Genomic DNA, 25,188 nt, shown 5'->3' with positions numbered 1-25,188 from the left:
CGCGCCGGACTGGTAACCAGGTTCAAGGAATCAGGGACAACGCCATGATACTGACTGACGAGCATCGCGAGCTTCAGCGCACCGTGCGCAATTTTGTCGAGCGCGAAATCAATCCCCATGTTACCGAATGGGAGGAAGCGGGCGAATTCCCCACCCGGGAGCTGTTCGGAAAACTGGGGGAACTGGGTTTGCTGGGCATCAGCAAGCCCACCGAGTACGGCGGCCTGGGCCTCGATTTCAGCTACGAGGCGGTCTTCCTCGAGGAGCTTGGCGCGGCCCACTGTGGCGGTGTGCCGCTGGCAATTGCGGTACAGACCGCCATGGCGACACCGGCGCTGGCCAATTTCGCCAGCGACGCACTCAGGGAAGAGTTTCTCCTCCCGGCGATTAGCGGACAAATGATCGGCGCCATCGCCGTGTCCGAACCGGGTGCCGGCTCCGATGTGGCCGGTGTCAAAACCACGGCCATTCCGGACGGTGATGACTACCTTGTTAATGGCAGCAAGATGTGGATCACCAATGCCCCCCGGGCCGACTTTTTCTGCACCCTGGTGAACACCGGCGAGGGCAAGCCCCACCGGAACAAGTCCCTGCTGGTTATTCCCGCCGACGCGCCCGGCGTCCGGGTCGGGGACCGGTTGAAAAAAATGGGCATGCGCTCCTCGGAAACCGCACCGGTATTTTTCGACAATGTCCGGGTCCCACAGGGTAATCGTATCGGCAACGAGGGCGACGGCTTCCTGCTGCAGATGCTGCAGTTCCAGGAGGAACGCCTGGCCGGTGCCCTGCTGACTATTCGCGGCCTGGAAAACTGTGTCTCGTCCACCATCGACTACACCCGTGAACGCGACGTTTTTGGCGGCCCCCTGCTGGATAACCAGACGGTGCATTTCAACCTTGCAGAGATGCAGACCGAGGTGGAATGCCTGCGGGCGCTCACCTGGCGCGCCACAGAAGCATACGTGGCGGGCGAGGACGTCACCACGCTCGCATCCATGGCCAAACTGAAATCCGGGCGCCTGGCCCGCTCCATTCCCGACCAGTGCCTGCAGTTCTGGGGGGGCATGGGCTACATGGAAGAGACGCCCATCAACCGCGCCTACCGGGACTCGCGGCTCACTGCCATCGGCGGGGGGGCAGACGAGGTAATGCTGGGCATCATCTGCAAACTGATGGGGATTCTGCCCCGGGCGAGAAAACCCGAAGCGACGGGCTCAAATGCCGGCAAAGCGGAGGCAACCCAGCGTGCACACTGACACAACAGTAAGCGGTGAACTGCTGGCCCGCCACGAGGGGCATGCAGTTTTCCTGACCCTGAACCGCCCGGACCAGCGCAATGCCCTCAGCCTGCAGATGGTGGGTGGGCTACTGGCGCAACTGGAGCAGGCCGAACAGGACCCGGCAATCCGCGCACTGGTATTGCGCGGTTCCGGGGAGAATTTCTCCGCCGGCGCAGATGTCACTGACCTGCTCGCCGCACAGCAGCGGGTCGAGGCCGGCGATAGCGATGCATTCGCAACCATGAATCGCCGTTTCGGCGAACTGCTGCAACGCTTCGAATGCTCACCGCTGGTAACCATCGCTGCGCTCGAGGGGGCCATTATGGGTGGCGGCCTGGGCCTGGCCTGCGTCGCCGACATCGCCATTGCCAGCGAGACCGCCCGCTTCTCCCTGCCGGAAACCCGCCTGGGCCTGCTGCCGGCACAGGTGGCCCCATTTATCGTTGCGCGTATCGGGTCATCGCAGACCCGCAGGCTGGCGCTCGCCGGCGCCAGTATCGGTGCCGGGGAGGCCCTGCGCATCGGCCTGGTGCACGCATCGGTGAAAGACGCAAGGGAACTCGATACCGCAGTAGCACAGCAGCTCGCGGCGGTGGGTCGCTGCGCACCAGATGCGCTCGCCGCCACCAAGCGGCTGCTCCTCGACAGCAGCCCCGTACCGCTCGCTGGCGACCTCGACCAACTGCTGGACCACGCTGCACGGCAGTTTTCCGATGCGGTCCAGGGCCACGAGGGCCGAGAGGGAACCCGGGCCTTTATTGAGAAGCGCCCCCCGGAGTGGCAGCAGCAATGATGCAGATACCAGAGAAGTCACCAGCGTCCGCCCGCCCCACACTTCTGGTGGCCAACCGGGGCGAAATCGCCGTGCGCATTATCCGCACTGCTCGCAGTGAGGGGTACCGTACGGTGGCCATCTACAGTGAGCCGGACAGGGACGCCCTGCACGCGCGCATGGCCGATACCGCCGTCGCCATTGGCGGGTGCAGTCCACAGGAATCCTACCTGGATATCGGCAAGATACTCGATGCCGCGCAACGGGCTGGCGCTAACGCCGTGCACCCGGGCTACGGTTTTCTCTCGGAAAATGCCGATTTCGCCCGCGCATGTGCGGAAAGCGGGCTTCTTTTTGTCGGCCCGCCGGCGCAGGCCATCGAGGCCATGGCCAACAAGCGCCGCGCGAAGGCGCTCGTGGCTGATGCCGGGGTTCCCTGCATACCTGGCTTTGCCGCCGGTGACGCGGTCGCTGACGACAACGACCTGGTCCGCGCTGCTGAAGAGATCGGCTACCCGCTGATGATCAAGGCCGCCGATGGCGGTGGTGGCCGCGGCATGCGGCTGGTGGAATCCGCCGAGGAATTGCAGGCCCACCTGCGCTCAGCCCGCAGCGAGGCCCGCAGTGCCTTTGGCAGCGACGAAGTTATCCTGGAAAAAGCACTGGTCAATGCCCGTCACGTAGAGGTCCAGGTCTTCGCCGACAACCATGGCAATATTGTCCACCTGGGCGAGCGGGATTGCTCGGTCCAGCGGCGGCACCAGAAAATTGTTGAGGAGAGCCCCTCCCCCGCAGTAGATACTGACCTGCGCCAGCGCATGGGTAGCGCGGCTATCGCGGCAGCGGGCGCCTGCGATTATCGCGGTGCCGGCACAGTGGAATTCCTGCTGGACGAAAGCGGGAACTTTTACTTTCTGGAAATGAATACCCGCCTGCAGGTTGAGCACCCGGTGACCGAGATGGTCACCGGCCTCGACCTGGTAGCCTGGCAACTGTCCGTCGCCCGTGGTGAGCCGCTGCCAGTGACCCAGGACGAGATCCAGCTTTGTGGCCATGCCATCGAGGTAAGACTCTATGCGGAAGACCCGGATCGCGATTTCCTGCCCCAGACCGGCGAGGTACTCCACTGGCGGACACCTGCCGGTGATGGTATCCGTTGCGATCACGCGGTCATCAACGGTGGCCTTGTCAGCCCGTATTATGACCCCATGCTGGGCAAACTGATTACCGCCGGCCGGGACCGGGAACAGGCCCGGCTGCGCATGCTCGACGCCCTGGCGCGGCTCGAACTGATCGGCCCGAAACATAATGGCTATTTCCTCAACCGGCTGGTGGCCGACCCGCTATTTGCCGCCGGCCAGGCCACAACTGCATTCCTGGGCAATGAGGGAAGATACCTTGTTGAGGCCCCGGAGAGTGCCCGGGCGACTCCCCGGCACGCCGCCATCGCAGTAGTGCTGATGCATCAGGGCCTGCTCGATCCTGCAGACCTGCGCCGCCATCGGGCTGACTGGCGCAGCGGCGATCACAGCACACCACTGGTTTACCGCCTGCAACAGGAAAATAACAGTTTCGAGTGCCAGTTGCTCCCGCTTCGCGCGCGGCATTATCGTGTCCACTGCGAAGGCTTGACCTTCGAGATGGCACTGATGCGCTCTGCTGAAAAGCAGGTGCTGCTGGCAGTCGATGGAGTGGAGGAAACTGTCGTCTTTCATCACCGCGCCTCCGAGCTGGTTACCCTGGTCGGGGGCAGGCAGCTGGCATGGCGGGACTGTACCCATGCCCCGGCACGTACAATGGAAGGGCCGGCGAGCGGCACCCTCAAGGCTCCCATGGATGGCACCGTGGTTGAGCTCTGTGTGGAACAGGGCCAGCCGGTCCGCAAGGGCGATTCCGTCGCAGTGGTTGAGGCGATGAAAATGGAGCATGCGCTCAGGGCCGACTGCGACGGTGTCATCGCTGAACTTGCCGCACGGCCCGGGGAGCAGGTACGCGGTGGGCAATTGCTGGTACGGATAGAACCGGAAGCAATGCTCTCCTCCGCCGAGCAGTCCACCGCCGCATCCTGATCCGGCCACCAAAGTGCATCAACGGTTACCAGAGGGACAGCCTGTGTTCGACATTGATTCCAGCCGCCTGTACAGCCCCTTCCGCACCGACGAGCATCATCAATGGCGCGAGCAACTGCGCCGTTTCGTCGATCGAGAGATTGCACCATTTGTCAGCCAGTGGGATGAGGAAGGCCAATTGCCACAGGAGCTGTGGCCCAAAGCGGCGGATGTCGGCCTGTTACCTCTCGGTTATCCCGAAGCCTACGGCGGCATTCCCGGGGATATATTCCACACCATTGTCGCCGCCGAAGAACTCGCCCGGTGTGGCGCGGGCGGGCTTTACGCCAGCCTGATGGTGCACGGCATCGCCCTGCCACCAGTCGTCCATTACGGCAGTCCCGCCCTCAGGGAGGCGGTGATTCCCCCGGTACTGCGCGGCGAAAGGCATATTGCCCTCGCGGTCACCGAGCCCGGTGCCGGCTCAGATGTTGCCAACCTGCAGTGCCGCGCCGAGCGGGATGGCGATGACTTTATCGTCCGCGGCGAAAAGACCTTTATCACCGGTGGTATGCGGGCCAACTGGTTCACCGCCGCGGTGCGCACTGGCGGCGAAGGCTTCGGGGGAATTTCGCTGCTGCTGATCCCGGCCGATGCAGCCGGCGTGGAGCGCCAGGCGCTGGAGCAGAAACAGGGCTGGTGGTGCTCCGACACTGCCAGTATTTTCTTCGACGGGGTTCGCGTCCCGAGGGCCAACCTGGTCGGGGAGGAGAATGCCGGTTTCCTGCCGATCGTGCACAATTTTAACAGCGAACGACTCGGCATCGCCGCGTCCTGCGTAGAGTACAGTCGCGTCTGCCTGCAGGAAGCGATCGACTGGGCACGGGAGCGCAAGACATTCGGCAAGCGGCTCGCCGACCACCAGGTAATCCGCCACAAGTTTGCGCAGATGCTGCAGCGCATCAACGCCACCGCCGCCTACCTGGAACTCTGTGCCGCTGCCGAGCAGCGTGGTGAACTCGGGGTTGCCGATGTATCACTGCTGAAGGTGCAGGCCACCGAAACCATGGAACTCTGTGCCCGCGAAGCCATGCAGGTTATGGGAGGCGCGGGCTATATGCGTGGCAGCCGCACGGAACGCATTTACCGCGAAGTCCGGGTCAACGCGATCGGCGGCGGTTCCGAGGAAATCCTGCGGGACCTGGCGTCGCGGCAGATGGGAATCTGACGGCAACCACAGAGAAGAGAGGGACAGTTACCAGCGATCAGCGTCCCAGACATCGTGCTCCACCCCCGGGATATTGTGCTTGCGTGCATCGAACATCGGCTGGTCAATGCCCCGCGCGCGCTGTTCCTCGTAGTCAGCCATTACCCGGAATGCCACCCCGGACAGTAACAGCATCGCCAGCAGGTTCGCCGTCGCCATAAAGCCCATGGACATATCGGCCATATTCCACAGCAGCGCGAAATTGTCGGAGCTGCCACTGGCCGCCACCCAGGCACCAAAGAGGATAAACAGGATATAGAGTGCCCGGTAACAGAGGATCGATGTGCGGGTGTGCCAGAGGTAGAAAATATTGGTTTCCGCGTAGTAATAATTGGCAATGATGGAGGTAAAGGCAAAGAAGATCAGCGCGATGGCAATAAAGCCGCTGCCCCAGCTGCCCACTTCGCTGGCCAGCGCATCCTGGGTCAGGGTCACGCCCTCGATGTCACCCACCATATGCACATCAGCCAGCAGGATGATCGCCGCTGTCGCCGTACAGATCAGGATGGTATCCAGGAATACTGACGCCATCTGCACATAGCCCTGGACCGCCGGGTGCTTTACGTCCGCCGCGGCACCCACGTTGGGTGATGAGCCCATACCGGCCTCATTGGAGAAAAGACCACGCTTGATGCCATTGGCAACAACCGCCCCGAAAGCACCCGCCCCGGCTTCCTGCACGCCGAAGGCATTGCTGACTACCAGGCCCAGCACGGATGGCAGCTCACCCAGGTTCATAAAGATCACCAGGATCGCAATGGCCAGGTAGGCCAGCGCCATCACCGGTACCACCAGCCCGGCAAAGCGGCCGATGGTATGAATCCCCCCGAAAACGATCATTGCCGCCACCAGGGCAACAATCACTCCCACCAGCAGCGGGTTTATCTCGAACGCGGCGCTGATAGCAGAAGCCATTGCATTGGCCTGCACGGCGTTAAAGAAGAAGCCGAAACTGATCACCAGGAAAATCGAGAACACCACCGCCAGCCATTTCCACTGGCGACCCAGGCCTTTCTCGATGTAATAGGCGGGGCCGCCACGGAAAGTACCGTGCTCCTCCCCGCGCTCCTTATAGGTCTGCGCCAGGGTGTTTTCCACAAAACTGGTGGCCATGCCCACCAGGGCCACAAGCCACATCCACAGGACAGCACCCGGGCCACCGGCCGTAATCGCCACCGCCACACCGGCAATATTACCGGTACCGACCCTGGCGGCGGCACTGGTGGCAAAGGCCTCAAATGAGGAAACCGAGTCATAGTGCTCGCGGCGCAGGCTACAGCGCATGACGTAGAGCATATGACCGAAAGCGCGGAACTGGATGAACCGGCTGCGTATGGTGAAGTAAAGGCCTGCGGGCAACAACGCCGCAATCAGGACTCCCAGCCACCAGAAACCACCGATCCCCCCCCAGGCAAGGGAGTTGCCCCAGCCGATTACTGTCGAGAGTGCATCAAGGAAGGATTGCATTCGGCCACTCCGCTGGTTGGCCCCGGTTTGCGGGCACGACACCGGCCCGCAACTGGTGGCGGAAAAGACTACACCTGCGTTTAAGACTAGTTTACCCCGAGGGAACTATATGACCCGTGGCAGACCGGTTGGTCCCCTGCCGGCGACGGGGCCCATGCCCCTAGAGGAAAATCTCCCGCGCCCGCTGCGGGGACACGACGGTACGACCGGTTTCCTCCGCCAAATTAACCAGCGCCTCGATCAACGGGCCATTGCCACTGGTACGCGAGCCATCCGGGAGGTAGAAAGTATCCTCCACCCCACTGCGCAGGTGGCCGCCAAGTTCGGCGGTCTTGCGGTGCAGTGCCCAGATTTCCTGGCGCCCGATCACCGTACTCTGCCACAGGGTTCCTTCATGCATGTATCGCGTTAATAGTTGCAGCAGGTCCGGGTCCGCGGGCATGCCCGAGGCGACGCCCATCACCAGGTTATAGTTGGGCTGCTCGACCATACCTACATCGCTGAACATACCAACAGAGCGGACAATGCCCACATCAAAGCACTCGAACTCCGGCCGTGTGCCGGTCTCGCGGCAGACCTCCAGTAACTCCTCAATTTTCTCCACCGTGTTCTCGAACAACATCGGCGGCCAGGCCCAGGTGCCATTCGAACGGGCTTTCAGGTAATTGAGGCTGCCGGCATTGCAGGCGGCAATTTCCGGCCGCCCGGCACGAATGCAGTCCAGCGCGCCCTGCTGGTCCCGACCGATGGTGCCGGTGCTGAAGTTGAGGATTACGCCCGGACAGGCATGGCGAATCGCCTCGGCAATGGCCACGGCCACCTGGGGATCCCAGCTGGGCAGGTGTCCCATACTCGGTTCCTGGGAACGGAAATGCACATGCATCACCGACGCCCCGGCATCGAAGGCCTCGCGGGCAGAGGCAGCCATTTCTTCCGGCGTGACCGGTACCGGGTGCTGCTGGGGATTGGTGAGCACGCCGGTCAGGGCACAGGTAATGACAACTTCATCGGACATGGGCAGGACTCCTGAATTATCTTTATTGGAACCCGGGCCCGGGGCAAGCACCTCGCCATCCCGGGGCATAGTGGAATTCGCGCCGCAGGCCGCAATCCGGGCCGGCTGGAACAGAACACAAACCAAGCAATTGCTTGGTTGGTCAGGCTACCACAGGCCGCCGGGCCGGCAAAGCCGACTTGTACACGGCCTGGCGGCTCGGCAGAATGCGCGCCATAAGTCGGGCAAGCAGCCCCGAAATAAACAGCGGTAGAATGGAGACCAATTCATGAGCGAGCAGCCCAACGGCATTACCGCCGCACCCTACGGCAGCTGGAAATCTGCCGTTACCGCCGACCTCCTGGTAAAGGGCAGCGTGCGACTCGGTGAAGCAAGCCTGGTAGACGGCCGCTATTACTGGCTGGAATCCCGCCCGGCAGAAAAGGGGCGCTCGGTCCTGGTCCAGCACTGCCCGGAGCATGGTACCCGGGATATCACCCCTGCCCCGCTCAGTGTCCGCTCCAAGGCGCATGAATATGGCGGCGCCAGCTACCTGGTTGCAGGGGACCAGGTGTACTTTGTGCTCGCAACGGACCAGCGCATTTACCGGATGCCGCTGGAGGGTGGCGAGCCACAGCCTCTCACACCGGATGATCCCTGCCGCTACGCAGATTTTTCCCTGGACCAGCACCACAATCGCCTGGTCTGTATCCAGGAGGACTACCGCCCATGTGAAGGCGGCGATGAACCAGTGGCACGCATTGTGGCTGTCCCACTGGGGGAAACTGCCACGCAGGGTGAACCCGATGTGCTGGTAGAGGGAGCTGACTTCTACTCCAACCCCCGGCTCAGCCCGGACGGCCAGCGGCTCAGTTTCCTGCGCTGGTTCCATCCCAATATGCCCTGGGATGGAACCGAGCTTTGCCTGGCAAACCTGGATGAAGACGGCATTCCCGGAAATATCGAAGTCATTGCCGGCGGCGCGGAGGAATCAATCTTCCAGCCCCAGTGGTCCCCCGGGGGTGAACTGTTCTATGTTTCTGATCGCAGTAACTGGTGGAATATCTATCGTCGCGGCGACGATAAACCGATATGGGAGAAGGACGCCGAGTTCGCCACGCCGCAGTGGGTCTTTGGTATGTCCACTTACAGTTTCCTGACCAGTGACTCGATACTCTGTACCTACACCGAAGAGGGTCGCTGGCAGCTCGGGCGCATTGACCTGGAAGGCGGGGGTCATGAGCGAATCGAGCAACCTTACTGCGATATCGAGAGCCTGCACTGCGAGAGCCATAAGGCGGTATTCATCGCCGCATCCCCCGGCGATTTTTCCTCAGTAGTCGCTTTTGACGACCACTCCGGGCAACTCACCAAGATCGCCCGCAGCAATACCGCAGGGCTGCCCGCAAACAATTTCTCCCAGGCCCAGGCTATCCAGTACCCGGTGGGCGACCGGAACGTATTTGCCTTCTATTACGCGCCGCAGAACCCGGACTACACCGGTCCCGGGGACGAGTTGCCACCGCTGCTAGTCCTCAGCCACGGTGGTCCCACCGGGGCCACCTCAGCCGGGCTAAACCTGAAAATACAGTACTGGACCAGTCGCGGGTTTGCCGTACTGGACGTCAATTACTCCGGCAGCACCGGCTATGGCCGCGCCTACCGCGACCGCCTCAAGGATGGCTGGGGCGTGCTGGATGTAGAGGATGTCTGTGCCGGGGCGGAATACCTGGTTGCAAAGGGCCTTGCGGATCCGCAGCGGCTCCTGGTCAAGGGCAGCAGTGCCGGGGGCTATACCGTGCTGGCCGCCCTCACTTTCCATCACACTTTCAAGGCCGGCGCCAGCCTTTATGGCGTCGGCGACCTCACCACGCTTGCCCGCGACACCCATAAATTCGAATCCCGCTACCTGGACAAGCTGGTGGGTCCGTGGCCCGCTGCGGAAGCGCTGTACCGTGCACGCTCGCCGATCAATCACGTGGAGCAACTCAACTGCCCGGTGATTGTATTCCAGGGGATGGAAGACAAAGTGGTGCCGCCCAACCAGGCCGAAGCGATGGTCGATGCCCTGCGTCAGCAGGGTATTCCCGTGGCCTACATTACCTTTGCCGAGGAGGGGCACGGCTTCCGCGCCGCCGACAGTATCAAGATGGCACTGTCTGCAGAGCTGGAGTTTTACAGCCGTATTTTCGGCTTTCCGCTGGCGGAGCCCGGCCCCGGTATCGAGATCGAGAATCTCAGTCAGCAAAGTGCCAACGGATAACAGGAGCTGAATTCCAGTGGGACGATGGAGACCGCCGCGGCCCCGCGGCTCACGCTATATCACTCCCGAGGGCGCCCGCCGCATGCGCGCTGAGGTAAAGTTCCTGTGGGAAGAGGAACGGCCGCGCGTAACCAATGCCGTGAGTGAAGCTGCCAAACTGGGCGATCGTTCCGAGAATGCGGATTACATTTACGGCAAGAAACGCCTGCGGGAAATCGACAGCCGGGTAAGGTTTCTCACCAAGCGCCTGGAAGAAATCACGGTGGTGGACCGTATCCCGGAAGAGCGCGACAAGGTGTTTTTCGGGGCCTGGGTCACCATTGAGGATGACAAGGGCAACACCAGTACCTATCGCATTGTGGGCCCGGACGAATTCAATGTGAGAGAGGGACTGATCTCCATGGACTCGCCGGTAGCCCGCGCGCTGCTGGGCAAGCGACTGGACGACGAGGTGGATATTCGCATTGAGGAGCAGTGGGTAACCTATTACGTCCTGGAAATCCGATACGAGGAAGCTGCCGACTGAATGACCGTCGTTTACTCCCGGCGGCAGTAAAAAACCTGCCTCATCATTAATTCACGGCACTATCAAATAAACGGTAGCCGGCAGTGGATCCAGCTCAGCCGATTCCTGGTTCTCTCCGGCCGTGAAACTTCCTGGAGTTCGCCCGGGTTCTTCCCGGCGATTACCACATACCTCACTTCGCATGCGCCCCCCTGCAATTTTAAGGGGAACCCCAATTGATCAATTACTAACCACTTCGTTTGCAGGGTATGCAAAAGCGAAATCAATCTGTATGATTTTGCGCCAATTGCGTCGCGCATATGGGGTGTGCGGCTGGCGAAAAGCGCTGCATAAAATTTGTTCACCAAAAAGACAGGGAGTTTCGGGTCGCCATGAGGCGACCATCAGGTCATTGAAGGCTGCAGGTGCATAGCGGACATAACACGCAGCGCGGCTCCGCGAAATGTATAAAAAATAGCCACCAGAAGTGATTCCAATGATGTCTCCCTGTATTCGCACTCTGCTGTTGATGGTCTCTATTTGCCTGCTGTCCGCCTGTAGTGGTGGCGGCGGTGGCGATGACTCCCCTTCCAGCCCGCCCGGCTCCAGTTCCACTGACAATGGCAGCTCCGGTGACAGTGGTGGCAGCAACGGCGGCGATAGCGGTGGTTCCGGCAATACCGGTACAACCGGCCTGCTTCCCGGAGACTATGTCTCCGTCGGCAACTGCGTACCCTTCGAGGGCAGCGAAAACGCCGAGCTGAAGATATTTTTCCTCAATATCAACGACGCACCGTATTTTGACGAGCTGGTCAACAATGCGGTTTACGAGCAATTCCAGGCGATTCCCCCATTCAGCGAATACTTCAGCCACCTGGCTTTCTACCAGCTGGATGTCGGCAGTGGCGAGGACTTCAACTGCAAGGGCACCAACCAGGGCCTCAACGGCGGTGACCTCCTCCAGTGCGACGACGAAAAAATCCACCAGGAAATCCTGGCCCAGTGCGATGTCAGTGACATCAATGGGCTGATCAAGGTGGCGTTCGCGGACTCTCCCAACGGCGGCTCGGCCGGCGAAGTAATTTACGTGGGATCGAACTCGAACCTGGACCAGGAGACAGTGCTGGAAAAACAGACCAATACCGTAATCCACGAAGTGGGCCACAACTTCGGGCTGGCGGACTTCTACGGTGGAGGCATCAACAAGAACGGCGATGCCGTGGAAGGCTGGCCCAGCGAGCGCTCGCGGGAATGGCGCAACCTGGACGGTCCCGGCTGCTCCAAATGGTGCAATTCTTTCAAACCGGCTTCCGAGTACACGCAGTCCGAGACTTCCGTCTGCCCCACCCTCACTACCCGTGACCAGTGTGTCAGCCACAACCGGCTCGAGGACGGGGACTGCACCAAAGACGAGAACGGGGTTTACCAGTGCTGCGCCTGGTCGGAAACCCCGGACGACTACTTCGGCTCCAACTGCGCGCCAGTCTGGGGGACCGAGGATATCGGCCTGGACTGCGAAGCTGGCGCCGGCTGCTTCTATGGCGGGGCATACGGCAATAATTCCTGGCGCCCGGTGAAATCCTGGGAAGACAGCATCATGTACGGACCGGACGATTCCACCGCCTTTGACAGTGTTTCCGAGCGCGAACTCAGGAAGGCACTGACCTGCTGTGCTTCCTCCGAGGACGGGACCGCAGCCTGTGAGGATTTCCGCGAGGAGTATGCGGATTTCCTGGCCAATGAACAGCTCTGGAAGCAACGCCTGGGCTCCTGTGGCGTGGGTTCCGCCGGCTGAGCCACGGCTGCAGCATGCACATTCAATACGGGTCCCCGGCTTCTTTTCTTTGTTGAGCCGGCGGCCCGTTCCGCGCGGCGCCCACCCGGATAGACTAGAGTTCCCCCATCTCGCCAGCGGGGAAACAGGTCACAATGGAATCGAGGCAAAAGCCGTATCGCACGGCCGGAACCTGCAGCAGGCGCCAGTTTCTCCGGGGCCTGGGCGTCGGCCTGTTTACCACCGGTATCAATGGGGCGCTGCCCCTGGCCTCCTGGGCGCTCGCTTCACCCCGCAACCTGCATGGCGGGATCGGGGATTACCATCCGCAGGACTATTTTGACCTGGCGCTGCGATATACCCCCCTGGGTATCGACGGTCGCTACGGCACAGCCACTGCCATCAACGGCACCGTCCCCGGCCCTTTGATCCGCTGGCGCGAGGGCGATACCGTGACAATGGATGTCACCAACCACCTCGATGGAACAAAGCACGCTTCCATTCACTGGCACGGGATCCTGGTACCTTTCCGCATGGATGGTGTGCCCGGGGTGAACTTCAATGGGATCCAACCGGGCGAGACCTACCGCTATCGATTCCCGGTGGTACAGGCGGGCACCTACTGGTACCACAGCCACTCACGTTTTCAGGAGCAGACCGGCACCTATGGCCCGCTGGTGATTGACCCGAAGGACGGTGAGCCCTTCCACTACGACCGCGACCATGTAATCGTCCTTTCAGACTGGGCGTTTACCGATCCCGAGTCCCTGTTCCGCAATATCAATCTCAACCCCGAACACTACATCTACTACAAGCGCACCGTGTTCGACTATCTGCATGAGGTGCGGGAAAAAGGCTTTGCAGAAGCCAATGCCGAACTGCTGCCATTTCGCAGGATGAACATGAGCCCCCGCGATCTCTCCAACGTCACCGGGTATATCTATACCTACCTGATGAACGGTCATTCGCCGGACATGAACTGGAGCGGCCAGTTCCTTCCGGGTGAGACGGTCAGGTTAAGGGTGATCAATGCCGCGGCAATGAGTAACTTCGATGTGCGCATCCCGGGCCTGGATATGGAAGTAGTGATGGCCGACGGCAAGGCAGTGCAGCCGGTACGCTGCCACGAATTCCGGATTGGTGTAGCAGAGACTTATGACGTACTCATCAGGCCGCGGGAAGCCCGCGCCTACACCCTGTTTGCCGAGTCGCTCGACCGCAGCGGCTACGCTCGCGGGACCCTTGCCCCGGAACCCGGAATGACCGCACCGGTACCGGAACTGCGACCAGTGCCGGATCGCAAGCTGGAAGATATTGGCATGGGCATGATGAAGGGCCGGTATTTCGGCGGCATGTCAGAGGCAATGAAGGAAAAGCTGCACCGCAAGCGCCTGCAAATGCAGGATGACGCCATCCCTGGACCCAATGGCCCTATGCCTTTCCTGCCCAACAGGAAAAACCCCAATGTGGCCATGGTGGTGATGAATCCGCAGCGCCGGCTCAATCAGCCCGGTATCGGCCTGGGCAACGATGGCTGGAAAGTCCTTACCTACTCTGACCTGGTTTCCGCGGAGCCCCAGCCCTACAGCGCCACAGTCGACCGCGAAATGACCATCAACATCACCGCCAATATGGAGCGGTTTATTTTCTCGCTGGATGGAAAGAAATTCACCCAACAACCCGGTCCCTACCTGTTCAGGTACAACGAAAGGCTGCGGCTGTTCATGGTCAACCACACCATGATGGAACACCCGATGCACCTTCACGGGATGTGGATGCAGCTGGAAAACGGCGAGGATAATGAACGGATACCATTCAAGCACACCATCCTGATCAAGCCGGGAGAGGTGCTGTCGGTGCTGATTACACCCATCGAAAAAGGCGATTGGGCGTTCCACTGTCACCTGCTCTACCACATGGAGGCGGGGATGTTCCAGGTGGTACGGGTTGCCTGAGCAAGCTTATGAAAAACTACCCTGCCCTGCCCCTTCTCCTGTTGCTGCCGGTGAGCTTCGCGGCAGCGTCGGAGCCCCCGGAAAATGTCCCGATCCAGGCCTCAGAGGATGGCACCGAGCCCAAACCGGAAGGCTACCGGAGCCCGCCTCTGCCCCCTGAACCTGGAAAGCAGATTCGCAAGTACGCAGAAGATGCGACGGGAAAACCCCAGGGAAACTTTGGTGTTATTCCCATCCACGACAACCAGAAATTTATGCAGGTGCTGGGCAAGAGACTCGAGTACCAACGCGACGGTGATACCGAAAAGCAGCTCTGGGAAATTGATGCCTGGTATGGTGGCGACCATAACAAACTGTATCTGGAGTCCGAGGGCGAGCGGGAAGCCGGCGGCAAGACCGAGGCGGCAAAGCTCGAGGTTTTCTGGAACCACGCCATCCGCCCTTTCTGGGACTACCAGCTGGGTATACGACACGACTTCAATCCCCGCGAAAGTCGCTCGTTTCTGGCGTCGGGGCTGCAGGGAATGACACCCTATGGCTTTGAAACCGACCTGACCGGCTACATCAGCGAAGACGGCCATGTCTCCTGGCGGCTGGAGATAGAGCGGGGCTTCCACTTCAGCCAACGGGTTGTGCTGGAGCCCAGGCTGGAAACGGATTTCTCTTTCTCCAATATCCCGGCCTACAACATTGGCGAGGGATTTACCGCTATCGAGCTGGGGTTGCGCCTGCGCTACATGATTACACCCAAGTTTGCCCCCTACCTCGGTGTTTCCTGGGAACGCAAGATTGGGGAATCCGCCGACCTGGTCGAAGCTGATGGGGAGGACTCTGAATTCACCTTCGCAGTAGCCGGTGTGCGCTTCTGGTTCTGATAACTGGCCGCCGCTGCCTCCTGTGGCACAGGCTGTTGAGAGCAACGCCAGATCAGGCTGTGATGTCTATCCCGGCACCTGCTCCCCGCCGCCCCCGGGATCACCAGGCCGCCACAGGGCCCGCGGCCAGCGACTATATTAAAGGATGAACTCACCCGCGACAGATTAAGGACGCCTGCCGGACTGACGAAAAACTCACACCAGTGCATTCGCCCCATGCCGGCTGGCTTGAATGATCCGACAGCATAATCCCAATAAATGGACCCTGACTTGCAAGGAAGCCCCGGTTCCCCCGGACAGCCACTGGAGAACCCCGCCAGCAACGAGATACCCGGCGCTATTGGCTACGTCGACCTGGATAGCGCCATCGCGTTCGGTATCGCACTCAGCCTGGGGTTACTGGTGGGCCTTCAGCGCGAGCGCACCACCGATCGCATTGGTGGCATTCGCACCTTTCCCCTGATTGCGGTATTTGGCGCCCTCGCGGCACGTATCGGCATGGTCTACCAGGCCCAGTGGCTGGTGCCCGCAGGACTCCTGAGCGTCACTATCCTGCTCATTCTCGGGAATGTTGAGCGACTCCGTGGCGAGGAGGAAACCACCGGCATTACCACGGAAATCACCGCACTGATGATCTACCTGGTGGGGGCCTATGTGATGGTGGGCGAGAAATCCATCGCCGTGGCGGTTGGTGGCACCATCGCCATACTGCTACACCTCAAGCCCAGTATGCACGCCTTTGCCCAGCACCTGCCGGAGAAAGACCTGCGTGCCATCATGCAGTTTGCGTTGATTTCCCTGATCATCCTGCCGATTCTCCCCAACCGGACCTTCGGCCCCTACGATGTACTGAATCCCTTCAAGATCTGGCTGCTTGTCGTGCTGATCGTGGGCATTGGCCTCGGCGGCTATGGCGCCTACAAGATCGTCGGCGCCCGCACCGGCACGCTGCTCAGCGGGCTTATTGGTGGCCTGATCTCCTCCACCGCCACCACGGTCAGTTACGCGCGCAGGGCGCGCAATCAGGCAACGCTGGTCAGGCTGGCAGCCCTGGTGATCCTGATTGCCTCCACCAGCATGTTCCTGCGCATGTTCGTGGAAATTGCCGTGGTTGCGCCGCGCATGGTCCTGCAACTCATCCCGCCCCTGGCGGTTATGCTGGTGGTAAGTGTCACGGTGTGCGGGCTGGGCTACCTGAGAATCGGGGCCCGGGAAGACCAGATGCCCGAGCAGACCAACCCGGCGGAACTGACCCCGGCACTGGTGTTTGGCCTGATGTATGCCCTGGTCTTACTCGCCGTCGCCGCGGCCAAGGATTATTTCGGCAACCAGGGTATCTATGTCGTGGCGTTGATTTCCGGTTTTACCGACGTGGACGCCATTACCCTGTCCACCGCCAACCTGGCCGGCAGGGGGGCACTGGAAGCCGCCACCGCCTGGCGTGCAATGATCATCGCGACACTGGCCAACCTGGTTTTCAAGGCGGGCGCTGCCGGTGCCCTGGGTGGCTGGGCGCTGTTCAGGGGGGTGCTGCTGCTGTTTACCTTACCCTTTATTACCGGCATTGCCGTGATATTCCTCTGGCCAACGGGCGCTGGTTGAGCAGGCCGGCCGCGCTGCAGGTACATGGAGGCACTCGATGGAGAGCACAGCCACTGACAGTGAGGCCATCGCGTTCCGTGCCGAGAAGCTCACCAAAACCTATGGCAGCGGTGAAGCCACTGTGCACGCCTTGCGTGGCGTTGACCTGGAAGTTCCCAGCGGGGAGATGGTGGTATTGCTGGGCCCATCCGGCAGCGGCAAGTCGACCCTGCTGAATATCCTCGGTGGACTCGATTCCCCCACTTCGGGGCGGGTGTTTTTCGGCAGGCGTGAACTGACAGCCTTCGATGACCGCCACCTGACCCTGTTTCGGCGCGAGCATGTGGGATTTGTGTTCCAGTTCTACAACCTGATTCCCAGCCTTACCGCCCGCGAGAATGTCGCCCTGGTAACCGAGATTTCAAAGAACCCCATGCGTCCGGAGGAGGCGCTGCGCCTGGTGGGCCTGGAACAGCGCATGGAACATTTCCCCGCCCAGCTATCCGGCGGGGAGCAACAGCGGGTCGCCATCGCCCGCGCAATTGCCAAACAACCCAATGTCCTATTCTGCGACGAACCCACCGGCGCGCTCGACAGTAAAACAGGAATTGTGGTGCTGGAAGCAATCGCCCGCGCCAACCGCGAGCTGGACACCACCACCATGATCATCACCCATAATGCCGGTATCGCGGACATGGCCGATCGCGTGCTTTATATGGCCGATGGCCGTATTCAGAGAAGCGAGCGCCACCCGGAACCCTGTGCACCGGACCAGCTCAGCTGGTAAGGGCCGTCTACCCCGCAGGCGCTGCCAATGCTGATAGAACTGCTCAAGCCACTGAACCGCAAACTTGTCCGCGACCTCTGGGCCATCAAGGGACAGGGCCTGGCCATTGCCATTGTGATCGGCTGTGGCGTGGGCATGTACCTGATGTCCCGGGGCATGCTGCTGTCGCTTTCCGAAACCCGCGCCGCCTACTACGAGCGCTACCGCTTTGCGGATGTGGTCGCACCGGTAAAGCGGGCCCCCAATGCACTGCTGGACGAAATCACTGCCCTGCCCGGGGTGCGCCGGGCGGAAACCCGAATCCGTGCCGGTGTGATCCTGGATGTGGAAGGCTCCAGTGCGCCGATTACCGGCGAAATCCAGTCACTGCCGGAAGTCCCCACGCCACACATCAACGACATAGTCCTGCGCCGCGGGCGCTACGTGGACCCACAACATGAGGAGGAAGTCCTGGCCCTGGACGCCTTCGCCGAAGCCCATGGACTGGGACCGGGGGACCATCTCCACGCCATCCTCAATGGCACCCGCAAGCGGCTGACCATCACCGGCATCGTGTTGTCCCCGGAATATATCTATGCGATTTCACCCGGGGAAATCGTGCCGGACAAGAAGCGCTTTGGCGTGCTGTGGATGAACCGGGAAGCCCTCGCCAATGCGTTCGACCTGGATGGCGCCTTCAACGAAGCAGTACTGCTCACTTCCGCCGGCAGTAATGAGGATGCGCTGATCGATCAATTGGACACCCTGCTGAAACGCTATGGTGCAACCGGTGCGTACGGCCGCGACCAGCAAATCTCAGACCAGTTCCTGACCAACGAAATCGACCAGCTGGAAACCATCGGGCGGATCCTGCCACCCATTTTCCTGTTGGTGGCCACCTTCCTGCTCAATGTCGTGGTTGGGCGGCTGATAGATACCGAACGCGAACAGATCGGCCTGCTCAAGGCGTTTGGCTATACCGACCGCGATGTGGCGATCCATTACCTGAAGATGATTGGTGTGATTGTGCTACTCGGGATCCTGGTCGGCATCGTGCTGGGTACCTGGCTGGGGCGCGGGCTGGCCAACATGTACCAGGACTTTTTCAAGTTTCCCTTCCTGCTGTTTCGCGCGCCCCTGCAGGTCTACCTGGTGGCGGTCGGGGTCAGCCTGCTGGTGGCCGTGGCCGGCACCTTCTCGTCGGTGCGCCGGGTCATGCAACTGGAACCCGCGGTGGCCATGGTTCCCCCGCCTCCCCCCGACTACAGCCGCTCGGCCCGCTGGATCGAGCGCCTGTCGGCATGGATCGACCAGCCCACTCGCATGATCCTGCGCCATATTTACCGCTGGCCCCGCCGGGCGGCCATGGCGGTGCTGGGCATTGGCATGTCCATGGGGTTGCTGATCGGCGCGAGTTTCTCGATGGATGCCATGATGTATATGGTGGATATCAGCTTCAATGTCATCGACCGGCAGGATGTGACCGTGAATTTCTTCGACCCACGCAACGATCGCGCCATCTACGATGTCATGCATGCGCCCGGCGTCATTACCGCGGAGCCCTTCCGCGCCATCCCGGTGGTATTGCGCAATGGCCCGCGCATGCGTCGGGAGAGCATCGTCGGTATATTGCCGGACGCACAACTGAGCCGTGTGGTGGATACCGAGCTGAAGCCCGTGGAGGTTCCGCCCGCGGGAATTGTCCTGTCGGACAAGCTTGCTGAACTGCTGCAGATCGGGCCGGGTGAGTTACTGCGGGTGGAGGTGCGCACCGGACGCCGCCCCGAACTGGATGTGCCGGTCAGTGGCGTGGTGAAGACCTACATGGGCACAGCCGCCTATATGGACCTGGCGCACCTGAATCGCCTGCTCGGGGAGGACACATCCATCAACGGCACATACCTGCTGGTAGATCCGCTGCAGACCGACGCGCTGTACCGGGAACTGAAGAACACCCCGCTGGTTGCTGGCGTCAGCCTCCAGGAACAGGCGCAGAATGCATTTTATGAAACCCTGCAGGACAGCCTCGGGACCTTTGTTTTTTTCAACACCCTGTTCGCCGGACTGATCGCCGTCGGCGTGGTCTACAACAACGCGCGCATATCCCTGTCGGAACGCGGCCGGGAACTGGCCAGCCTGCGGGTGCTGGGCCTGACCCGCGGCGAAATTTCCTACATCCTGCTGGGCGAGCTGGGGCTGCTGACAATAATCGCACTGCCACTGGGCGCCCTGCTCGGCTACCTGCTGGCGGCCACTCTGGTGATGTCTTTTGACACGGAATTATTCCGTATCCCGCTGGTAATCGCCCCATCCACCTATGGCTATGCCGCGCTGGTGGTCCTGCTCGCAGCACTCGGCTCCGGATTGCTGGTACGCCGGCGCATCGACAGGCTGGACCTGATCGCGGTCCTCAAGACACGGGAGTGATATGCGCGCAAACCTCCTGCGCCGACTGGTAATTATCGGGCTGCTGGCTGGCCTGGGGCTCTTCTTTGCCTACGCATTCCTGCCCGAGCCAGTGCCGGTGGACCTTACCCGGGTTACCCGCGGCCCCCTGGAGGTCTACGTGCGCGACGAGGGCTACACCCGGGTCCGGGATGTCTTCGTGGTTTCCGCCCCGGTGACCGGCTACCTCCTACGGGTGGAGAACGAGGTTGGTGATAACGTTACTGCCGGGGAGTCCGAGCTGGCGCAACTTCTCCCTACCCACCCGCAGTTTCTCGACGAACGCACCCGCAACCAGGCAGCGGCAGCGGTGCGCAGTGCGGAGTCAGCGCTGGAGCTGGCCCGGGCGGAACTCCGGGATGCGCGAGCACAACTCAATTTCGCGCAGGCTGATGCGCGGCGCGCCCGGGCCCTGATCAAGAAAGACCATATCTCGAGAGTGGAACTGGAGCGGATAGAACTGGCCCTCGACAGTGCCGAAGCGGCGGTGGACACTGCCGAAGCCGCTGAGAATGTTCGCCGTAGCGAGCTGGAAAGCGCTCGCGCTGCCCTGATTGAACCACGGCAGGGCAAGCCGGTCAGCCCCGAGGATATTGTCAGGGTCAAGGCCCCGGTGAGTGGCCGGGTGCTGCAGGTGCGGCAGGAAAGTGAAAACGTGGTGAATGCCGGGACGCCCCTGCTGGAAATCGGCAACCCGGCGCAGCTGGAGATAGTAGTCGACCTGCTTTCCAGGGATGCGGTCCAGGTCGAAGCGGGGGATTATGTCCGTATGACCAGCTGGGGCGGCGCAAAGCCCCTGAATGGCAAGGTCCGCCTGGTGGAGCCGTTTGGTTTTACCAAGATTTCTGCCCTGGGTATCGAGGAGCAGCGCGTCAATGTCATCATCGACTTCACCGACCCGCGGGAAAGCTGGCAGCGACTCGGGCATGGCTACCGCGTAGACGCGGCGGTGCGCATCTGGCGTGGCGAGGATATCCTGCAGGTGCCTACCGGTGCTCTCTTCCGGTACCAGGGTGAGTGGGCTGTGTTCCGGGTTATCAACGACCGCGCCGAGCGGGTGGTCGTCGCAATCGGGCACAACAATGGCCAGCAGGCACAGGTGCTCGATGGGCTCAGCGAAGGAGAGACACTGGTACTGCATCCCAGCGAACGGATCGAGGACGGCGTGGAGGTGGAAGCCCGGCATCTGTAATCGCCTGCATTGTTGGCCCCCCCCCTGGTTTCGCCCCGGGCCCACAGATTGCCCGGTAACGCGCCATATGCCAGACTTGCCGGACCAGCGTTGGGGAGAACAATAATGATCAACTGGACTCATGCTGTAATCAGCGGGGCCGGCAGTGGACTGGGCCTGGGCATTGCCCTGCGCCTCCTGCGCCGGGGTACCAGTGTTTCCGTGCTCGACCTGAAACTGCCCGACCAGGCAGGGGAGCAGCTACGGGATGCCGCCGAACAGGGCAACTGCCGCTGGCAATTTTTCCAGGCCGATGTCACCCGCCAGGAAACTCTGCAGACCGCAACCGAACAGGCGGTGGCAGCATTCGGCAACCCGCAGCTCGCACTCAATTCTGCGGGGATTGTCGTCAACCGGGCATTCCCCGACCTTTCTCCAGAAGAGTTCCACCGTGTGGTGGACGTCAACCTGAATGGCAGCTTCCACTTTGCCAGCGCCGTGCTGCCCCACCTGCAACCCGGTTCCCGCCTGGCCCTGGTAGCCTCCCTTGCCGGCCTCACCAGCAACTACGGCTACGCCGCCTACGGCGCATCCAAATTCGGCGTGGTGGGGCTGGCCACTACCCTCAGGTTCGAATACCAGCCACTGGGCATCGGCGTCAGCTGTATCTGCCCGGCAGAGGTGCGCACGCCGATGGTGGAAAAGGAGAAGCTGGACGGCAACCCGGTGTCGATGGAATTGCGCAAGGTCGCCGGTTCCCTTGATGTGGATACCGCCTGCGACGAGATACTGGCGGGACTGGACCGGGGCAAGTGGCAGATTATCCCGGGCACCAGGGGCAAGCTCACCGCATTCGCCAACCGGGTGTTCCCGCGGCTGTTTTACCGGATATGCAGCATGGTGCTGGTGCGGGTGTTGCGCAGGCAGTCCTCGACGCTACAGGAATCGGGTTAGCGGAAGGAAAAGTTCCCTGTAGGAGCGGCCATGGGCCGCTTCTACAGGGTGACATATCAGAACGAACGCCGACGGTACTTGCGGTAACCGGGGTACCAGAAATTGCGCTCGATGGAGGCACTCAGCTTCTCCTCGCTCACAACCGGCGCCACGCCATCTTCCTGGGCCTGCTGGCCCACCTTCAGGGCAATATACCTGGTGATCTCGCGAATGTTGGAAAGGGCCGGCAGCAACGCACCTTCACCGGTTTTGGCCACCGGTGCGTTTTCAGCCAGGGCGTTGGAGGCCGCCATCAGCATACCGTCGGTCACCCGTGAGGCACCGGCGGCGATAACACCCAGGCCAACCCCCGGAAATATATAGACGTTATTGCACTGGGCGATCCGGTACGAATGTCCATCCAGTTCCACCGGCTCGAAGGGGCTGCCGGTGGCCACCATGGCCTCGCCCCGGGTCCAGGTGAGGATTTCCTTCGGGCTGGCCTCGGCGCGGGATGTGGGATTCGACAGTGGCATCACCAGCGGCCGCGGGCAGCCTGCATGGAGCGCCTCGATCACTTCCTGGGAAAACAGGCCACCCTGCCCCGAAACACCAATCAGGATGGTGGGCTTGACCGCCTGCACCAGCTGCAGCAGGTCCCACTCGCTTACACCTGGGTATTTGGCCGGATCCTGGGCGAGGCGTGACTGGAAGCCGTGCAGGCCTTTCATATCACTGGTTACCAGGCCGTAGCGATCGAACATCAGCAGGTTTTCGCGGGCCCTGGATTCATTCGTTCCCTCGTCCACCATGGCCTTGACCACCTGCTCGGCGATACCACAACCGGCCGAGCCGGCCCCCACGACCAGCACACGCTGGTCGCTCAGGCTCTCGCCACGGGCCTTGCAGGCTGCCAGCATGGTTCCCAGGGCAACCGCAGCGGTCCCCTGGATATCATCGTTGAAGCAGCACAGCTCATCGCGATACTTCTCCAGCAACGGCATGGCATTGGTCTGGGCAAAATCCTCGAACTGGACCAGCACCTTGGGCCAGCGCCGCTTACACGCCGCAATAAATTCGGCCACAAACTCATCGTACTCCTCCTGCGACACACGCTCGTGGCGCCAGCCCATATACATGGGGTCATTCAGCAGGGTGCGGTTGTTGGTCCCCACATCCAGGGTCACCGGCAGGGTGTAAGCCGGGCTGATGCCTCCACAGGCGGTATACAGGGACAGCTTGCCGATGGGGATACCCATACCGCCAATGCCCTGGTCGCCCAGCCCCAGGATCCGCTCACCGTCAGTGACGACGATTACCTTCACATTGTCCTTGGTGGCACTGCGCAGGATGTCATCCATATACTCGCGGTCCGGGTAGGACACAAACAGGCCGCGGTGGTTGCGGTAAATATTGGAGAACTCCTCACAGGCCTTGCCCACCGTCGGGGTGTAGATGATCGGCAGCATCTCCTCGATATGCTCCTCGATCAGGCGGAAAAACAGGGTCTCATTGTCATCCTGGATAGCGCGCAGATAGATATGCCGCTCCAGGTCGGAGTTGCACTGCTGGTACTGGTGATAAGCGCGGCGCGCCTGTTCCTCGATGGTCTCTACATTGTTCGGCAGCAGCCCCACCAGGTTAAATTCCAGCCGCTCTTTCAGGGTAAAGGCGCTGCCCTTGTTCAGCAGGGGCATCTCCAGCAGGGACGGACCGGCGTGGGGAATATAGAGGGGGCGTTTATCTTCGTTGGTCATCGACTCGGTATTTCTTGGAAGTATATCGAACTGCCGCCGGCCATTCGCACCGGCACGCAGCATTCATTGTTCGGGAATCAGGTAAAGGTGCTGCACCGCCAACCGGCGTGAACAGAGCCCTTGCTGCAGTCACAAAAACACTGGTTTTCCAGCCTGAAACGGGCTGTCACCGCACGTGACCGTGCGGGCGGAGAGCCTAACGCGGCGCGCTCAGGATAACAACTCTCCGGGCTCATCCAGGACCGACGACTGGGCAATCCCCTCCACCTCTACCGTGAGGTGGAACACCTGCGGGCAGCGCGCCTTGAGTTCCGATTCCAGTTCGTCGATCACCCGCTCGGTGCGCTCCAGGGTGGCCTGGACCACCGCGCGGTCCTGGGCGTAGGCCCGGACCGCTTCAGTGCGCCGATGCTCGGGCACCCGCTCCAGCAGTGCTTTTTCGTGGGCCTGGATGCGCTCACGCATATCCCTTACCAGCACTTCCTCGCGCAGTTCCACCTCGGCTACCACCACCACGTGGGTCTCGTCGACAATCACCGAGCGCAGGTCATGGAAGCGCTCTATATCCCGGCGCCCCCGGCAGATCTCCGCAAAAGCCTTCTCGGCATCCGCATCGCGGATACTGGTGAGGAAACGCATATTGATTGCGCCCAGAAAGATCGCCGTCAGGCCCAGCATCACGGCGATGGCCACCGAGAACCAGATATCCCAGATCTTGTCACCCGTTACCTGGGCCAGGCCGATACCGGTGGCAGCAAGAATCACACCTGTCACCGCGATTGAGTCCTCCAGCAAGACCGCGATCAATGTGGGATCGTCGGCTTCCCGCAGGAAACGGAAAGGGTTGGTGGCCCCCCGGGCACGCATCTGCGCGCGGAACTCCTTCGCCGCCACTAACAGCACATAGGCCTCGAGCACCAGGGCAATAAACAGCACCACGGCGGAGATCCAGATTGGGGCAATTTCCACGCCCAGGATCGACACCACGGTCGGCCGCTCTGAAACATGCAGCTGGTGGTAGGCATGCCAGGCGTGGGCCAGACCCAGGCCACAGCCGATGGAAAACAGGCCAATGGCGCTCCACAGGTTCCAGAGGTACTTTTTCTGGCCGTGGCCGAAGGCGTAATTCTCATCGGCCGGCCGGCCGCCACGCAACAGACCGATCATCAGGAACACCTGGTTGAGAGTGTCCATCAGGCTGTGTACCGCTTCATTCATCATTGCGGCTGAATGTGTTGCAAGGGCTGCAAATCCTTTCAGTACGGTGATGATGCCATTGACGCAGATGGCATAGAAAACCGCTTTCTTCGAGCCTTGGGCCATTGGTGCTTCCAG

At 61.3% G+C, this 25,188-nt stretch carries 18 protein-coding genes; 14 read left to right on the top strand and 4 right to left on the bottom strand.

Annotated elements, in window-relative coordinates:
* Window positions 1–44 precede the first annotated feature (44 nt).
* The 4 genes from LVD10_RS00490 to LVD10_RS00475 are packed head-to-tail and all read left to right on the top strand — an operon-like array spanning window position 45 to window position 5,328.
* Entirely contained in the window at window positions 45–1,256 is a 1,212-nt protein-coding gene (locus tag LVD10_RS00490) for an acyl-CoA dehydrogenase family protein (protein ID WP_237061323.1), read from the top strand.
* Window positions 1,246–2,073, top strand: coding sequence for an enoyl-CoA hydratase/isomerase family protein (locus tag LVD10_RS00485; RefSeq protein ID WP_232942182.1), 828 nt, complete (start codon window positions 1,246–1,248; stop codon window positions 2,071–2,073). Before LVD10_RS00490 ends, LVD10_RS00485 begins: the two co-directional genes overlap by 11 nt.
* Window positions 2,070–4,121, top strand: coding sequence for an ATP-binding protein (locus tag LVD10_RS00480; protein ID WP_305080560.1), 2,052 nt, complete (start codon window positions 2,070–2,072; stop codon window positions 4,119–4,121). Before LVD10_RS00485 ends, LVD10_RS00480 begins: the two co-directional genes overlap by 4 nt.
* Window positions 4,122–4,164: 43 nt before the next feature.
* Window positions 4,165–5,328 carry an acyl-CoA dehydrogenase family protein gene (locus tag LVD10_RS00475; protein WP_232942180.1) on the top strand — a complete coding sequence of 388 codons (1,164 nt, stop codon included), beginning with the start codon at window positions 4,165–4,167 and terminating at the stop codon, window positions 5,326–5,328.
* Window positions 5,329–5,355: 27 nt separating this feature from the next.
* Here LVD10_RS00475 and LVD10_RS00470 read toward each other — a convergent pair whose 3' ends face one another.
* Both LVD10_RS00470 and LVD10_RS00465 read right to left on the bottom strand, forming a co-directional pair.
* Entirely contained in the window at window positions 5,356–6,834 is a 1,479-nt protein-coding gene (locus LVD10_RS00470; protein WP_232942178.1) for an alanine/glycine:cation symporter family protein, read from the bottom strand.
* Window positions 6,835–6,994: 160 nt separating this feature from the next.
* Window positions 6,995–7,849 (bottom strand): beta-keto acid cleavage family enzyme, encoded by an 855-nt coding sequence (locus LVD10_RS00465; RefSeq protein ID WP_237061322.1) that lies wholly within the window; start codon window positions 7,847–7,849, stop codon window positions 6,995–6,997.
* A 268-nt stretch (window positions 7,850–8,117) separates the two neighbouring features.
* Between LVD10_RS00465 and LVD10_RS00460 the strand changes: the two genes are divergently transcribed.
* From LVD10_RS00460 to LVD10_RS00415, 10 genes are all read left to right on the top strand, one after another.
* Window positions 8,118–10,091: a S9 family peptidase gene (locus LVD10_RS00460; RefSeq protein WP_237061320.1), complete on the top strand. Its 1,974-nt coding sequence runs from the start codon at window positions 8,118–8,120 to the stop codon at window positions 10,089–10,091.
* A gap of 16 nt (window positions 10,092–10,107) precedes the next feature.
* Window positions 10,108–10,617, top strand: a complete 510-nt coding sequence (gene greB, locus LVD10_RS00455; RefSeq protein WP_237061319.1) for a transcription elongation factor GreB — start codon at window positions 10,108–10,110, stop codon at window positions 10,615–10,617.
* A 475-nt stretch (window positions 10,618–11,092) separates the two neighbouring features.
* The gene (locus LVD10_RS00450; protein WP_232942170.1) at window positions 11,093–12,391 is read left to right on the top strand and encodes a zinc metalloprotease; all 1,299 of its coding nucleotides are present in this window, start codon (window positions 11,093–11,095) and stop codon (window positions 12,389–12,391) included.
* Between the two features lie 134 nt (window positions 12,392–12,525).
* Complete coding sequence (locus LVD10_RS00445) at window positions 12,526–14,325, top strand: copper resistance system multicopper oxidase (RefSeq protein ID WP_232942168.1); 1,800 nt, start codon at window positions 12,526–12,528, stop codon at window positions 14,323–14,325.
* Window positions 14,326–14,333: 8 nt separating this feature from the next.
* Window positions 14,334–15,200 carry a copper resistance protein B gene (locus tag LVD10_RS00440; protein ID WP_237061316.1) on the top strand — a complete coding sequence of 289 codons (867 nt, stop codon included), beginning with the start codon at window positions 14,334–14,336 and terminating at the stop codon, window positions 15,198–15,200.
* Between the two features lie 270 nt (window positions 15,201–15,470).
* The gene (locus tag LVD10_RS00435) at window positions 15,471–16,802 is read left to right on the top strand and encodes an MgtC/SapB family protein (protein WP_232942164.1); all 1,332 of its coding nucleotides are present in this window, start codon (window positions 15,471–15,473) and stop codon (window positions 16,800–16,802) included.
* A 37-nt stretch (window positions 16,803–16,839) separates the two neighbouring features.
* Window positions 16,840–17,568 (top strand): ABC transporter ATP-binding protein, encoded by a 729-nt coding sequence (locus LVD10_RS00430; protein WP_232942162.1) that lies wholly within the window; start codon window positions 16,840–16,842, stop codon window positions 17,566–17,568.
* A 27-nt stretch (window positions 17,569–17,595) separates the two neighbouring features.
* Window positions 17,596–19,974 carry an ABC transporter permease gene (locus LVD10_RS00425; RefSeq protein WP_237061314.1) on the top strand — a complete coding sequence of 793 codons (2,379 nt, stop codon included), beginning with the start codon at window positions 17,596–17,598 and terminating at the stop codon, window positions 19,972–19,974.
* A 1-nt stretch (window position 19,975) separates the two neighbouring features.
* Window positions 19,976–21,184, top strand: a complete 1,209-nt coding sequence (locus LVD10_RS00420) for an efflux RND transporter periplasmic adaptor subunit (protein WP_232942158.1) — start codon at window positions 19,976–19,978, stop codon at window positions 21,182–21,184.
* A 105-nt stretch (window positions 21,185–21,289) separates the two neighbouring features.
* On the top strand, window positions 21,290–22,117 hold the full coding sequence (locus tag LVD10_RS00415) for an SDR family NAD(P)-dependent oxidoreductase (protein WP_237061312.1): 828 nt from the start codon (window positions 21,290–21,292) through the stop codon (window positions 22,115–22,117).
* Window positions 22,118–22,173: 56 nt separating this feature from the next.
* Here LVD10_RS00415 and LVD10_RS00410 read toward each other — a convergent pair whose 3' ends face one another.
* Window positions 22,174–23,853, bottom strand: a complete 1,680-nt coding sequence (locus LVD10_RS00410) for an NAD-dependent malic enzyme (protein ID WP_232942154.1) — start codon at window positions 23,851–23,853, stop codon at window positions 22,174–22,176.
* 210 nt (window positions 23,854–24,063) lie between these two features.
* Window positions 24,064–25,176, bottom strand: a complete 1,113-nt coding sequence (locus LVD10_RS00405) for a cation diffusion facilitator family transporter (RefSeq protein WP_237061310.1) — start codon at window positions 25,174–25,176, stop codon at window positions 24,064–24,066.
* Between the last annotated feature and the right edge of the window lie 12 nt (window positions 25,177–25,188).

This window comes from Microbulbifer zhoushanensis (assembly GCF_021729055.1).
GTDB lineage: Bacteria > Pseudomonadota > Gammaproteobacteria > Pseudomonadales > Cellvibrionaceae > Microbulbifer > Microbulbifer zhoushanensis.
The sequence above is the reverse complement of the archived record's forward strand: the minus strand, read 5'-3'. Positions and strand labels throughout refer to the sequence as shown.

What these genes read in the sequence shown, in the direction of transcription:
- LVD10_RS00420 (WP_232942158.1), top strand. Translation starts at nt 19,976, where the DNA reads ATGCGCGCAAACCTCCTGCGCCGACTGGTAATTATCGGGCTGCTGGCT.
- LVD10_RS00410 (WP_232942154.1), bottom strand. Translation starts at nt 23,853, where the DNA reads ATGACCAACGAAGATAAACGCCCCCTCTATATTCCCCACGCCGGTCCG.
- LVD10_RS00405 (WP_237061310.1), bottom strand. Translation starts at nt 25,176, where the DNA reads ATGGCCCAAGGCTCGAAGAAAGCGGTTTTCTATGCCATCTGCGTCAAT.
- LVD10_RS00445 (WP_232942168.1), top strand. Translation starts at nt 12,526, where the DNA reads ATGGAATCGAGGCAAAAGCCGTATCGCACGGCCGGAACCTGCAGCAGG.
- LVD10_RS00480 (WP_305080560.1), top strand. Translation starts at nt 2,070, where the DNA reads ATGATGCAGATACCAGAGAAGTCACCAGCGTCCGCCCGCCCCACACTT.
- LVD10_RS00470 (WP_232942178.1), bottom strand. Translation starts at nt 6,834, where the DNA reads ATGCAATCCTTCCTTGATGCACTCTCGACAGTAATCGGCTGGGGCAAC.
- LVD10_RS00430 (WP_232942162.1), top strand. Translation starts at nt 16,840, where the DNA reads ATGGAGAGCACAGCCACTGACAGTGAGGCCATCGCGTTCCGTGCCGAG.
- LVD10_RS00415 (WP_237061312.1), top strand. Translation starts at nt 21,290, where the DNA reads ATGATCAACTGGACTCATGCTGTAATCAGCGGGGCCGGCAGTGGACTG.
- LVD10_RS00490 (WP_237061323.1), top strand. Translation starts at nt 45, where the DNA reads ATGATACTGACTGACGAGCATCGCGAGCTTCAGCGCACCGTGCGCAAT.
- LVD10_RS00465 (WP_237061322.1), bottom strand. Translation starts at nt 7,849, where the DNA reads ATGTCCGATGAAGTTGTCATTACCTGTGCCCTGACCGGCGTGCTCACC.
- LVD10_RS00450 (WP_232942170.1), top strand. Translation starts at nt 11,093, where the DNA reads ATGATGTCTCCCTGTATTCGCACTCTGCTGTTGATGGTCTCTATTTGC.
- LVD10_RS00425 (WP_237061314.1), top strand. Translation starts at nt 17,596, where the DNA reads ATGCTGATAGAACTGCTCAAGCCACTGAACCGCAAACTTGTCCGCGAC.
- LVD10_RS00460 (WP_237061320.1), top strand. Translation starts at nt 8,118, where the DNA reads ATGAGCGAGCAGCCCAACGGCATTACCGCCGCACCCTACGGCAGCTGG.
- LVD10_RS00440 (WP_237061316.1), top strand. Translation starts at nt 14,334, where the DNA reads ATGAAAAACTACCCTGCCCTGCCCCTTCTCCTGTTGCTGCCGGTGAGC.